This is a genomic window from Nonomuraea sp. NPDC050540 (assembly GCF_044457485.1).
Classification (GTDB): domain Bacteria; phylum Actinomycetota; class Actinomycetes; order Streptosporangiales; family Streptosporangiaceae; genus Nonomuraea.
Map to the genome: position 1 here is coordinate 103,844 of NZ_JBITHA010000008.1, position 13,552 is coordinate 117,395.

At 72.7% G+C, this 13,552-nt stretch carries 9 protein-coding genes; 8 read left to right on the top strand and 1 reads right to left on the bottom strand.

What is annotated here, in order from left to right:
* The first annotated feature begins 123 nt into the window (after positions 1-123).
* The 7 genes from ACIBI5_RS27380 to cysS all read left to right on the top strand — a co-directional run bounded on the left by ACIBI5_RS27380 (position 124) and on the right by cysS (position 9,600).
* Positions 124-333: a hypothetical protein gene (locus ACIBI5_RS27380; RefSeq protein WP_397251493.1), complete on the top strand. Its 210-nt coding sequence runs from the start codon at positions 124-126 to the stop codon at positions 331-333.
* Positions 334-350: 17 nt separating this feature from the next.
* On the top strand, positions 351-1,409 hold the full coding sequence (locus tag ACIBI5_RS27385) for an ABC transporter substrate-binding protein (protein WP_397251496.1): 1,059 nt from the start codon (positions 351-353) through the stop codon (positions 1,407-1,409).
* A 74-nt stretch (positions 1,410-1,483) separates the two neighbouring features.
* Positions 1,484-2,287 carry a class I SAM-dependent methyltransferase gene (locus tag ACIBI5_RS27390; RefSeq protein WP_397251498.1) on the top strand — a complete coding sequence of 268 codons (804 nt, stop codon included), beginning with the start codon at positions 1,484-1,486 and terminating at the stop codon, positions 2,285-2,287.
* A gap of 112 nt (positions 2,288-2,399) precedes the next feature.
* Positions 2,400-4,496: a hypothetical protein gene (locus ACIBI5_RS27395; protein ID WP_397251499.1), complete on the top strand. Its 2,097-nt coding sequence runs from the start codon at positions 2,400-2,402 to the stop codon at positions 4,494-4,496.
* Positions 4,497-4,501: 5 nt separating this feature from the next.
* A complete protein-coding gene (locus ACIBI5_RS27400; protein ID WP_397251501.1) occupies positions 4,502-6,322 on the top strand; it encodes a UvrD-helicase domain-containing protein in 1,821 nt (606 codons plus the stop codon).
* Between the two features lie 47 nt (positions 6,323-6,369).
* Positions 6,370-8,214: a sigma factor-like helix-turn-helix DNA-binding protein gene (locus ACIBI5_RS27405; RefSeq protein WP_397251503.1), complete on the top strand. Its 1,845-nt coding sequence runs from the start codon at positions 6,370-6,372 to the stop codon at positions 8,212-8,214.
* Positions 8,215-8,229: 15 nt separating this feature from the next.
* Positions 8,230-9,600: a cysteine--tRNA ligase gene (gene cysS, locus ACIBI5_RS27410; RefSeq protein WP_397251505.1), complete on the top strand. Its 1,371-nt coding sequence runs from the start codon at positions 8,230-8,232 to the stop codon at positions 9,598-9,600.
* On the opposite strand, the gene ACIBI5_RS27415 is transcribed toward cysS, so the two are convergent.
* Complete coding sequence (locus tag ACIBI5_RS27415) at positions 9,595-10,347, bottom strand: SDR family NAD(P)-dependent oxidoreductase (protein WP_397251507.1); 753 nt, start codon at positions 10,345-10,347, stop codon at positions 9,595-9,597. The genes cysS and ACIBI5_RS27415 overlap by 6 nt on opposite strands.
* Before the next feature lie 49 nt (positions 10,348-10,396).
* On the opposite strand from ACIBI5_RS27415, the gene ACIBI5_RS27420 reads away from it, so the two are divergent.
* Positions 10,397-13,444: a BTAD domain-containing putative transcriptional regulator gene (locus ACIBI5_RS27420; RefSeq protein ID WP_397251509.1), complete on the top strand. Its 3,048-nt coding sequence runs from the start codon at positions 10,397-10,399 to the stop codon at positions 13,442-13,444.
* Positions 13,445-13,552: the final 108 nt, after the last annotated feature.

Here is a 13,552-nt window from a genome sequence, read left to right on the forward strand (position 1 = left end):
GAGCTCCTTCTTCTCCGCACCATGGCGCGACTCCAACCGCGGTTTGCTAAGCCCTAGTATTGCCGTGCTAGCCAAGTGGCTGGAACGGAGGGTGCCAAACTCGTGGCCGCTCGCCTGACAATCATGGTCACATCTGCGGATATAGGGGTACGGATCACCACGCGTAGGCGGGTGCCCGGCGGGTTCCGCGATGCGGTCGGCATTCTCGAATCGTGGGACGACGGCGTCCTCACGGTTCGTAAACGGGACGGCACGATCGTGGAGATCGCCGAGGAATCCCTGGTCGCGGCCAAGGTGGTCCCGGCCGCGCCTCCTCGACCTGGGCGGATGTAGCGGTAAGTATTCGTTGTGTGACAGTACGTACCTGCGCCGCCGTAGCCGCCATCCTCGTCAGCGCCGGGTGCGGCGCGTCCCCGACGACCGAGCAAAAGCCGCTGCCTCCGGTGAACGCGAAAGCCGCCTCGCTGAAGGACGGCTTCACGACCATGGACCGCCTGGCCGAGACCGCCAAGCAGGAGGGCGCGCTCACCGTGGTCGCCCTCTCCCGCGACTGGGTGAACTACGGCGAGATCATCGACACCTTCTCCGAGAAGTACGGCATCAAGGTCAACGAGCTCGAACCGCGCGCCAGCAGCGCCCGTGAGCTCCAGTCCGCCGCCCAGCTGAAGCCCGACGTGTTCGACCTGACCCTGGACGTGGCGGTGGCCAACGCGGCCAGGTTCGCGCCGTACAAGGTCCAGGGCTGGCAGGATCTGCCCGACCACGTCAAGGACACCAAGGGCGCCTGGTACGCGGCCTACGGCGGCTACATGTCCATCGGCTACGACCCGCGCGAGGTGGCCGCGCCGGCCTCCTTCGCCGACCTGGCCAAGCCCGGCTACAAGGTGGCGCTGGCCGGCGACCCGCTGAAGGCCGCGTCCGCGTTCAACGGCGTGATCGCCGCCTCGATGCTGGCGGGCACACCGCAGCCGGCCCGTGGCGTGGACCTGTTCGCCAAACTCAAGCAGGGCGGCAGGCTCACCGATCCGGTCCAGGCGAACGTGGTCGTCGACTGGGACCACCTCAACGCCGCCCGCGCCGCCGAGGACCCCGAGGCGTGGAAGGTCACGATCCCGCGCGACGCCCCGCTGGGCGGCTACTACGTGCAGGCGATCAACAAGGACGCGACACATCCGGCCGCCGCCCGGCTGTGGCAGGAGTTCCTCTTCTCCGACGAGGGCCAGAACCTCCTCCAGAAGGGGTACGCCCGTCCGGCCCGCGGCGAGGCGATGCTCATGCGCGGCACGCTCGACACCGAGCAGGCGGCGAAACTTCCCGTCGCACCCGGCCCGCCGCTCCTGCTCACGATTCCGCAGGCAGATGCCGCAAAGTCGTACCTCAAGCGGGAATGGGCGCACAGTATGCGATGAGACCCCTGTGACGGGATATGTCGTGAGAGACGGTCAGCATCTACAGTTAGCGACAGCACGGCCGCGGGGGCCCGATGTCTGATGATTGTGAGCTGATCGTCTTGCGCTACGACGCACCGAGTTTGGAGCGGTGGACCAGTCGCACTCTGGACAGCAGCTTCGGATACGTTTCCGCCAGGGGCGCGCCCCTGGTCGACCTGCTGGATCCGCGGCCTGGCGAGCGCGTGCTCGACCTGGGCTGCGGCACCGGCGTGCTGACCGCCGAGATCGCCTTACGGGGAGCCCACGTGCTGGGCATCGACGGCTCCCCCGCCATGATCGAGAAAGCGCTCGCGCAGTACCCCGGGATCGACTTCATCGTCGGCGACGGCCACGACTTCAACGTCGCCCAGGCCTACGACGCCGTCTTCTCCAACGCCGCGCTCCACTGGATGAGCCGCGACCCGGGCGCGGTGATCTCCAGCGTCCGCGAGGCGCTCGCGCCCGGCGGGCGCTTCGTCGCCGAGATGGGCGGCGCGGGCAACTGCGCGGAACTCACCGCCGCCATGCACACCGCCTGGCGCGAGTACGGCCTGCCGGAACCGGACCTGCCGTGGTATTTCCCCACACCCGCCGCGTACGCCTCCCGGCTGGAGCAGGAGGGCTTCGTGGTCCGCCTGCTGGAGCACTTCGACCGTCCCACCCCGCTCGACGAGTGCCCTGGCGGCGCCGCTGACTGGGTGCGGATGTTCGCCGGATCGGTGCTGAACGGAGTGCCGCCGGAGATCGTCGACCCGCTGCTCCGCCGGGTCAACGAACTGGCCGCTCCCGCCCTTCGCAGGGAAACGGGCTGGATGGCCGACTACGTGCGTCTACGCTTCGCTGCCGTGAAGCGCTGATGCGTAGTCCATGATGCGTAGGGGCGTTTTGCCGGACTATGGTCTGTTCCGTGGGCTGCGAACGTATGGCTGGATCGCTACGGCGGCGTGAGGGACGGGTGAACGTAACAGGATGAATTTCTGCCTGAGCGACCTCGTACCACCGTTGAGGTGGAGCGACGCGTCGGCGATCACACTTCTTCACGGGCAGCCGGACCTGCCGGAGGCATGGTGGCGCAGCCTGCCGATGCCGCATGTGCTGGCCGCGATCGGCCCCGAATCCCTGGGCGAACTGCTGACGGAGATCGCGCTGGAGCACTGGCCGGCCGCGGCCGTCGGCGACGTGCTGCCCGCCCTGCACGTGCTCGACCCGGACGACGCCGACGAGCCGCAGGTGGCGATCGCGCTCGACCGGGCGGGATCGTGGACGGGGCTGCTCGCGCTGACCAGCCGTGAGCTGATGGACCAGCCGTTCATTCAGGCGCGTCCGGTGCTCAACATGCTGTTCTCCGCTGTTCTGGTACGGCTCGCGCCCTCCCCCAGACCCGCCCCGGAACCCAGCCGCGCCACCCGACCGGCACCCGAGCCGGTGGCCGGGGCGGTGTCCAAGGCGGCCGGGCCGGTGTCAGAGCCGGTGGCGGAGTCCTCCGCCGAGCCCGTCGCCGTCGTGGTGGCCGTCGCGGAGCCGGTGCCCGAGGAGCCGCAGGAGGCCGCGGAACACCGGGAAGAGGCCGCGGGAGACGAGCCTGTGGCCGTCGCCCAGGCCGAAGAGCCCGAGGCTGAGGAGCCTGAAGAGCCCGAGGGCGGGGAGCCCGAGTCCGAGGGTGGGGAGCCTGAGGAAGAGGCCGAGGCTGGGGAGTCCGAGGCGGCCGACTCCGAGGAGCCGGTGGCAGCGGTTGAGCAGGAGGCGGCCGAGGAGTCCGCAGGGGCGGAAGCCGACGCGGAGGCGGAGGAGCCCGCAGAGGCCGTCGCTGAGGCGCAGGAGCCCGCGCAGGCCGACGAGGCCGAGGAGCCTGCGGAAGCCGATGAGCCCGACGCGGACGAGCACGAAGCCGGCGCGGAGCACGAAGCCGAGGGTGCGCCTGAGGCGGAGGGTGCTGATGGCGGGGCGGTGGAGGACGGCTCTGGGCCCAGGCTGCCGGCGTTGATCGAGTCCGCCTTCGCCGACCTGGACGACAAGAGCTGGGCCGTCGCGCAGAACCGGGTCTTCACCGACCAGCCGTCGGCCGTGGAGCAGTTGGCCAAGTTGTTCGCCGTCTCGCCGGCCGAGATCAACGCCACGGAGATCGCCCTGCGGTCCCGGCTGGAGCGGTGGCTGGCCAGCGACGAGGCGGCGCCGTTCCGGGCACATCTGGACGAGCTGCGCGGCACGATCGGCGAGGCCGCCCCCCGCGACAAGCTGATCGGCGCCGCGGACTGGCACGCCAGGGAGATCCGCGCGCTGGAGGTTCCCGCGTGGCAGTTCGTGAAGGCGACGCTGGCAGGGGCCGCGACCGCTCAGGCCGTTCAGGCCGCGCCCGCCTCGGGCGCGGCGGGATCGGGCGCGGCGGGATCGGGCGCGGCGGGATCGGCGGCCGCCTCGGGAGACGTGCCGCCGGGGCCGTCGCCGTTCGAGCCGGCCGGGTCGGGTGCGGCTGAGGAGCAGGTCAGGTTCGGGGCGTTCACGCCGCACGAATCCGGTGAGCAGAACGGCGAGCACGCCGCCAAGCCGTACCAGCCGCTCAAGGACGTCTCCCAGACCAGGCGCTGCTTCCGCCAGCCGGACGGCCGCTGGTACCTGCGGGTGGACGTCACGGCCGAGCATCTCGGCGGGTCGGAGTGCCTGTTGCCGACCGGGTTCGCCGCCTATCTGGGGCTGTCTCCGGGCGAGAGCCGCATGGTCAGGAGCGCCGCGGGTGAGCTGACCATGAGCTGGCACGGGCGTCCGGTGCTGGAGTCGGTTTCCCGCCTGCTGCTGGATGTCGGGGCGAAGGAGGGCGGGCACGTGTTCCTGACGCTGTCGGACGAGGGCGTGCTGCGCGCCAGGCACCTGCCGGTGGCCGCGCCCAGCGCCGACAAGATCACCAGGGCGCTCCGGCTGGTCTGCTACACCGCGCCGGACGCGGGGCTGGAGGTGGCCGCGCGGGTGATCGCGACCAGGATCGGGATGACCGGCCCCGTGGCCCTTCCCGACGTGCTCGCCAGGCTCCGCGAACGCGGGGACCGCGACCTGCTCGATCTCTTGGACTGAGCCCCGTGCCGCGGCTCGCGATCGGCCCCGACTTCCCTCGGGGGCTCAGCGCACTGGCACCGCCGGTGCGTGAGAGCGCCGTGAGCGCGCTGCGCCGCTTCCTGCTGACCGAGAACGGCGCGCCCCACCCCGAGAGGGTCAGGGGCGCCAGGGACGCGCGGGTGGCCACTCTGCGCCTGGCGGAGGGGCAGCGCGGCGTCGTGGTGCGTCAGCGCGAGGTGTACTGGCTGCGCGCCCTGCTGCCCGACCCGGACGCCTGGTCGTTCGCCCAGCGCCACCGCTACGGCGTGAACCCGGTGATCGGCGTCCTTGAGGAGTGGGACGCGGCGGCCCTGGAAAGGGTCGAGCCGGCGCTGCGCCGCTCGGCGGGAGCGTCGCGGCTGTTCGACCCGATCTGCGACGGCGACCTGCTGGCGCTGGGGCTGGATCCGCGGGTGCTGCCGCTCGTCAGGCTCATCACGACCGAGGCGGACGTGGCGGCGCTGGAGCCGCTGCTGCCGCCCACGCAGCACCTGCCGCTGGCCGTACTGGGCCGGGGCGGCTCGATGTCGGAAGCGTGGCGCGAGCTGGACGGTTGCCGCGCCGTCGACGGCGCGACCGGCTGGGTCGACCAGGACGACCTGCACGCGGCCCTGGAACGCAGCCCGGACCGCGCGGTGTTCGCGGCCGACGCCGAGGAGCTCGACCAGGTGCTCGCGGCGCCCCACTGGTGCACGTTCCTGCACCCGCCGCAGCACCGGCTGGCCAGGACCGGCCGCTACGACCATCCGGTGCTGGTCATCGGCGGCGCCGGAACCGGCAAGACCCTCCTGGCGCTGCACCGCGCCGCCCATCTGGCCAGGCATGGGGGCGGGCGGGTGCTGCTGGTGACGTTCTCGCAGGGGTTGTGCGAGGACCTGTCGGGGCGGCTGGACGTGCTGGTCAAGGACGAGGTGATCCGCAAGCGGATCGAGGTGGACAACCCGGAGCGGCTGGCGGTGCGGATCGTGGCCGACGCCGAGGGCCGCCGGCCCGTGCTGGCGGGGGCGGGGGCCAGGTCACTGGCCGAGCTCACGGAGCAGGCGCTGGTGCTGCTCGGGCGGGCCACGGGAGATCTGCTCGACGACGTGGATCCGGGACGCAAGCCGTACCGTCACATGATTGTGGACGAGGCGCAGGACGTCAGCCCGGCGCAGTGGCGGCTGCTGCGCGCGGTGGTGCCGCGCGCGCACGACGATCTCTTCGTCGTCGGCGACCCGCACCAGCGGATCACCGACACGCGGGTGACGCTGAGCTCGGCCGGGATTCCCGCCGTGCAGCACGCGCTGCGGGTCTCCTACCGGCTGCCGCACGAACTGCTCTCCTTCGGGGTACGGCTGCGCGGCGGCGGCCCGACGGACGGCCTGGTCAAGGGCCTGGCCGGCATGTACGGGCTGCGCGGCACCGGGCACGGCGAGCGCCCGATGGTCCGGGCCTACGACACGCCCGAGGCGGAACTGGCCGGGCTGGCCGCCACGGTGCGCTCATGGCTGGACGAGGGCGTCTCGGCCCGCGCGATCGCGGTGGCGGCGCGGACGATGAAGCTGGTGCGGGCGGCCAAGAAGGCGCTGGGCGGGCTGGACGTCCCGGTCGCGATGTTCCACCATCTCAAAGGCTTGGAGTTCGAACGTGTGGCGCTGATCGGGGTGACGGAGGGTGTCGTACCGGAAACTCCGCCGCAGGACCCGGCAGAGCGCGCGCGGGCCTTACAACGCGAGCGAAGCGTGCTTTATGTGGCCTGTACCCGGGCCAGATCAATGCTCTATATATCCCATTCAGGGAGAGGAAGCCCATTTCTCTCCCTCTGATCACATAGTCTGAACTGCGGATACTTCCCTTTGCCGGTTGGACCCCAATGAATCTCAGCCTGAGCGACCTCGCGCCACCCCTGCGCTGGACCTCTCCCAGCCAGATCGCGCCGATCGCGGAAGAGCCACAGCTGCCCGAGGCATGGTGGCACGCGATCCCGATCGACCGTGCCTGCGCGCTGGCGGGCACGCAGACAGTCGCGGGCAACCTCGCCGACCTCGCCGTGGCCTTCTGGGGGCACCTCCCCCTCGGCGACATCCTGCCCCTCCTGCGTTTCTCCGACCCCGTGGACGCCGAGCGCACGCCGGAGACCCTGGGCCGTGACGCGGTGCTGAAGATGTTCGTGCGCGTCTTCGAGCGGCTGCTTGAGCCGGTCGCCGAGCGCGCGCCCGAGGTGCGGGCCGACCGGCCGGTGCCCGAGCTCATCGACGCGCTGTTCGCCGCACTCGACGACCGGCAGCGGGCCATCGCCCGCGACCGGCTGTACGCGGCGCAGCGCGCCACGCTCGACGAGCTGGCCCAGCGTTTCTCCGTGACCCGCGAGCGGATCCGGCAGATCGAGCGCGACCTGCGCGACCACGTGGAGGCCTGGCTGGGCGGCCCCGAGGCGGCGCCGCTGGTCGCGCACGTGACGTGGCTGCGGGGGCGGCTCGGCTCCGCCGTACCGGCCGACGACCTGACGGCGGCGGTGCCGTGGCACCGCGGCGAGCTCACGACCCTGAACATCCCGACCTGGCGCTTCGTCCGGACGCTGCTGACCGGCTATGAGCAGTCCGACGACTGGCTGGTGGCGGGCGGCGGCGACGAGCTGCGGGAGAAGACCAGGCAGTTGTTCGCCGACGGCCCCCGGCCCATGGGCGAGGCGGTCTCCATGGTCACCCAGCTCGGCGTCCGCGAGGACGTGGCGGAGCGGTGGATCCTGGCCGTGCCCCAGCTGCGGATACTCGACGGGCACGTGGTGCCGTGGCCGCGCAGCATCAACGAGAAGGCCGAGGCGGTCCTGTCGGTCGCCGGGCGGCCGCTGTCGCCGGAGGAGATCCAGGAGCGCATCGGCGAGGACTACAGCCTCGTCGGCATCCGCAACCAGCTCACCGCCGACGAGCGCTTCCTGCGCGTGGACAGGAACAAGTACGGGCTGACGCGCTGGGGCGGCGACGAGTACCTGGGGATCAGGGAGATGATCGCCAGGGAGATCGAGCGGGCCGGCGGCGAGGCCTCGGTGAGCACGATCGTCACGAACCTCACCGCCAAGTACGACGTGAGCGAGAGCTCGGTGCGCGCCTACTCGGGCGGGCCCGGGTTCGAGCGCACCCAGCGCGGGTGGATCAGGGTCGCGGGCACGGCGCCGCCCGGCGAGGTGGCGGAGCCGTACCAGCCGCGCAAGGACGTCTCGGAGACGCGGCGCAGCTTCCGCAGCCGGGACGGGCGCTGGTGGCACCGGGTGGACGTGAACGCCGAGCACCTGCGAGGCTCCGGTTCGCCGCTGCCGACGGGCTTCGCGGCCTATCTGGGCATGGCGCCGGGCGGCCAGCTGACCGCGGCGACGCCCTCGGGGGACGTGGTGATCAGCTGGCACAACCAGCCGACGATGGGCTCGATCCGCAACGTCCTGGCCGACTTCAAGGCCGGCGAGGGCGACCACGTGTTCCTGACCGTCTCCGACGGCGGCGAGCTGCTCACGCGCTTCCTGCCCGCGGCCAACGTGGCGCTGACGCCGCTCGGCCGCGCGCTGCACCTGATCGGCTACACCGCGCCGGTGAACTCGGAGCTGGAGGGCCTGCAGCTGATCGGGGCGCGGATCGGGCTGCCGGAGACCTCGGCGCGGGACGAGGTGATCGGCCGGCTGCGCGAGCGGGGCGACCGCGACATCCTGGGTTTCCTGGGGGTGTGAGCCTAAGCTCGGGGCATGTTGCGGATCTATGACACCAGGACCAGGAAGGTAGAACCCGTCACCCCGGCGGCCGGCGCCGTCCGGATGTATTCCTGCGGGCCCACCGTGTACCGGTTCGCGCATGTCGGCAACCTGCGCACGTACCTGCTGTCGGATCTGATCCGCCGGGTTCTGGGGGCCCGCCGCGTACGCGTGCGCGCCTGCCAGAACATCACCGACGTCGGCCACCTCGTGGACGACGCGGAGATCGGCGAGGACAAGGTCCTCATGCAGGCGCGCGCCGAGGGGAAGTCGACGCTGGAAATCGCGCGCTTCTACGAGGACGCCTACCGCCGCGACTGCGCCGCGCTCAACATCCGGCCGGCCGACATCTCCCCCCGCGCCACCGAGACCATCGACCTGATGATCGAGCTGATCGTCAAGCTGATGGAGAAGGGCCACGCCTACGCGGTGCCGGACGGATCGGTGTTCTTCGCCGCCGAGACCTTCCCCACGTACGGCGAGATCTCCGGCAACCGGCTGGACGCGCTCAAGCCCGGCCACCGCGTCGAGGGCGTCGACCCGCGCAAGCGCTTCCACGCCGACTGGGCGCTGTGGAAGCACGCGGACCGCGAGCTGACCTGGCAGACCCCGTGGGGCGGCGTCGGCTTCCCCGGCTGGCACATCGAGTGCTCGGCCATGTCGCTGCGCTACCTCGGCGACCACATCGACATCCACACCGGCGGCATCGACCTTCGCTTCCCCCACCACGAGGACGAGCGCGCCCAGTCGAACTCCGCCGCCGGACGCGAGGTCGTCCAGCGCTGGGTCCACGGCGAGCACCTGCTGTTCGACGGCCGCAAGATGGCCAAGTCCACGGGCAACGTGGTGCTGCTCCACGACGTGGCCGCCCAGGGTCTCGATCCGCTGGCGCTGCGGCTGGCGTTCATGGAGCACCGCTACCGCCAGCAGCTCAACCTGAGCTGGGACACCCTGCGCGCCGCCGACCGCACGCTGAGACGGTGGCGCGCGCGGGTGGCCGAGTGGGCCGAGCACCCGAGCGCCCCCATCGCCGCCGCCTATTCGGAACGCGCCCAGGACGCCTTCGACGACGACCTCGACACCCCCACCGCGCTGCGCGTCCTGCGCGAGCTGGAGCGGGACGACGGGGTCGCGCCAGGCGCCAAGTTCGAGACGTTCCTCCACTTGGACAACGTGCTCGCCCTGGACCTGTCCAGCGAGATCGGCAGGGCGCCCGTCCTTCCGACCGGCGCCGCCGAACTGCTCGACCAGCGGGCCCGCGCCCGCGAGGCGCGCGACTGGGACGCCGCCGACCGGCTCAGGGACGAGCTCGCCGAGAAGGGCGTGAAGGTCGCCGACACCCCGGACGGCCAGACCTGGTCATGACCCGTCGGGGAGGACGCTGAGGCGCCGGCCGATGCCGCCGTCCACGGGCAGCTTGACGCCGGTGGTGTAGGTGGCCTCCAGAGCCAGGAAGACCGCCGCGTCGGCCACTTCCTCCGAGGTCCCGTGGCGGCGCATCGGGGTCGCCAGGTCGCCCGCGGCCTTGAACGCCGCCCGTTCCTCCGTCGTGAACCCCGCCACCCCCGCCGTGGGCGTGTCGATGAACCCGGGCTGGACCGCGTTCACCCTGACGCCTCTGGGCAGCAGTTCGGCCGCGAGCACCTGGGCCAGCGACCACACGGCCGCCTTCGAGGCGGAGTACACGGCCATCCCCGCCGTGCCGCCGCTGTCGGCGACCGAGGTGGTGAAGACGATCGAGCCGCCCCTGCGGATCAGCGGGATCAGCTGTTGGGTGCTGAACAGGACACCCTTGGTGTTGACGGCGAACTGCCGGTCGTAGGACTCCTCGGTGACCGACTCGATCGGCCCGCCCTCGGCGACCCCGGCGTTGACGAAAACGTGGTCCACCTCACCGAGCAATTCCTTCACGGCCGGGCCGAGCGCGCGCACGTCGGCCATGTCGGCCAGGTCGGAGCGCAGCGCGTGGGCGACGACCGGCGCCGCGCTCTCCAGGTTGCGCTCGTTCCGCCCCGTGACCAGGACCTTGGCGCCTCGCTTGGTCATCGACTCGGCGATCGCCAGGCCGATGCCGTGGGTTCCGCCGATCACCACTGCCTTCATGTTTGTCATGCCGCCCACTGTGCGGAAAGGCGCTTAGGGTCCGCTTAGGGTGAGTCTCATGCGTTTCGGGGTGCTCGGGGTTCTCTCCGTCTGGACGGACGACGGCCGTCCGGTCCGGGTACCCGAGCTCAAGGTACGCACGCTGCTGGCCGAGCTCCTCATCCACGACGACGGCCCGGTCCCCGCCGGCAAGCTCGCCGACGACCTGTGGCCCGGCCGGCTGCCGGCCGACCCCGCCGCCTCCCTCCAGGTCAGGGTCTCCCAGCTCCGGCGCGCCCTGTCGGCGGCCGAGCCCGGCGGCCGCGCGCTCGTCGCCTACCAGCCGCCCGGCTACCTCCTGCGCACCACGTCCGTGGACTCCCGCCGTTTCCTCGACCTCACCGCCCGCGCCCGCGCCACGCCCGCCCCGCGCGCCCGTGCCGATCTGCTGTCGGACGCGCTCGCCCTGTGGCGTGGCCCCGCCCTCGCCGACTTCGCCGACGCGCCCTTCGCCCAGGCCGCGATCGCCCGCCTGGAGTCGGCCCGGCTGGCCGCACTCGAAGACCAGGCAGAGGTACGGCTGGCGCTGGGCGAACACACCGAGCTGACCACCGAGCTCACGGCGCTCCTCGACCGGCATCCGCTCAGGGAACGGCTGTGGGCGGCCTACCTGCTGGCGTTGTACCGGAGCGGACGGCAGGGCGACGCGCTGGACCACTACCGGCGGATGCGCGCCCTGTTCGCGGCCGAACTCGGCGTGGACCCCGGGCCGCCGCTGGCGGAACTGCACGCGGCGATGCTCAGCCAGGACCCGTCGCTGCTCGCGGCGACGTCGGCGCGCACGCGCACCAACCTGCCCGCCCCGGTGGCCGGGCTGGTGGGCCGCGAGCGGCTGGTGGCCGGCACCCGGGAACTGCTGGGCCGGTCCCGGCTCGTCACCCTGCACGGGGTGGGCGGAGTCGGCAAGACCCGCCTGGCCCTGGCCGTCTGCGCCCCCGCGCCCGATGAGGCGTGGCTGATCGAGCTGACCGGGGCGGCGCCCGGCGCCCCGCTGGAGGCGGTGGCCGAACTGGTGGCCGCCACGCTGGGCGTCCGCGACGACGCCGCGGCGGGAACCGCCGCCGACCGGGTGGCGGACTCCTTGCGTGGCCGCCGCGCGCTGCTCGTCCTGGACAACTGCGAGCACGTCGTCGAGGCCGCCGCCGAACTGGCGGAACTGCTGCTGAGCCGCGCGCCCCAGCTCACGATCCTCACCACCACCCAGGAACCGCTCGGCCTGGCGGGCGAGACGGTCGTGACCGTCCCCCCGCTGGACGGGCCCGCCGCCGTGGAGCTGTTCACCACCCGCGCGGGACTGCGCCTGACCCCGGCCGAGACCGAACCCGTCCTGGCCGTCTGCGCCCGCCTCGACGGCATCCCCCTCGCCCTCGAACTGGCCGCCACCCGGGCCCGCACCATGCCCGTGCACGAGCTGGCCGCCCGCCTCGACGACCGCTTCCGGCTGCTCGGCGCGGGCCGGCGCGGCGGCCCCGCCAGGCAGCAGACGCTCCGGGCCACGATCGACTGGAGCTGGCACCTGCTGGGGGCGGCGGAGCAGGTGGTGTTGCGCCGGCTGGCCGTACACGCTGACGGGTGTGCGCGGGAGACGGCCGAGCAGGTGTGCGCGGGCGGGCAGGTGCGGGCGGAGGACGTCCCCGATCTGCTCGGCCGGCTGGTCGGGCGCTCGCTGGTGGTGCTGTCCGGCGGGCGGTACCGGCTGCTGGAGTCCGTCGCGGCCTACTGCTCCGAGCGCCTGGCCGAGGCGGGCGAGTCCGATGAGGTACGGCTGCGCCACGCCCACCGGCTCGTCGACCTGGCCGAACGCGCGGCGCCCCAGCTGTATGGGCACGACCAGCGCAGGTGGCTGACGATCCTGGACGCCGAGTCGGCCGACATCCGGGCCGCGTTGGAGACGTTGATCGGCCTTGGCGAGGCCGATCTGGCCCATCGGCTGGTCGGCGCGGTGGCCTGGTACTGGTACCTGCGCGGACGCCTCGGCGAGGCGCGCCGCGCGGTGTCGGCCGTCCTTTCGCTCGCCCCCTCGCGGGAAGGGATGGCGGCGGTGTGGCGGGCGGCGCTGGAGCTGTTCGCCGGTTCTGCCGTGGAGGAGCAGCCGGAGGCGGCGTCGGCGGACGGCGAGTGGCTGCTGGCGTTCGCGCAGTGGGGGTTCGGCGACCAGGACGTGGTCGAGCGGCGGCTGGGCAGGGCGCTGACGGCCTACCGCGCGGCGGGCGACGCGTGGGGCGAGGCGGCGGCGCTGATGTGCCTGGCGCGCTCGGGGTTCTCGGGTGACATGGCGGCCCGGCGGCGCGACGCGGAACGCGCGCACGCGCTCTTCCGCGCGGCCGGTGACCGGTGGGGGCAGCTCAAGTCCACCGAGATCCTCGGCACGCTGGCGGAGGTGGTGGGCGACTACGATCTGGCCGCCCGCCTCCACCGTGACGCGCTGGGCGCGGCCGAGGAGCTGGGGCTGTGGACGGAGCTGTCCTTCCGGCTCTCCGCCCTGGGGCGGATCGCCATGCTGAAGGGCGACCTCACGGAGGCGGAGCGCCTGCACGAACGCGCCGGGCTCTTGGCCGAGGAGCAGGCCAACCTGGCGGCGATGGAGTTCGCCCAGGTGGGGCTGGGCCTGGTGGCGCGGCGGCAGGGCCACCACGACCTGGCGGAGGAGCTGCTGCGGCCGTGGGCCGAGTGGTGGCGGCGGCTCGGCGGCACCGACGGGCTCGCGTTCGTCCTGGCCGAGCGCGGGTTCGCCGCCGAGCAGCGCGGGAACCTGCCGGCCGCCCGCGACCTGCACCTCGAAGGCCTGGCCGTCGCCATGGGCACCGGCGAGCCCCGCGCGGTCGCGCTGGCCTTCGAGGGCCTGGCGGGAGTGCACGTCCTCGGCGGCGACCCGCGCCGCGCGGCGGAACTGCTCGGCGCCGCTGCCGCCGCCCGTGAGTCCGCCGGAGCGCCCCTGCCCGCGGGCGAGCGCGCCGACGTGGACCGGATCTCGGCCGCGGCCGCACGGGACGGCGGCTTCGCCGCCTCCTACGCCCGCGGCAACGCCTCGCCCCTCGACGAGGTGGCCGAGCGCGAGCTCGGATGATGGGGTGGGCGGACGGCATGGCAGGGACCGTCCGCCCGGTGGCGCACCTGTCCGCATGCGGGGGGCGGCGCCTCGGGCAGCGTAGGGATGACGGGGTTGCACGTAGGT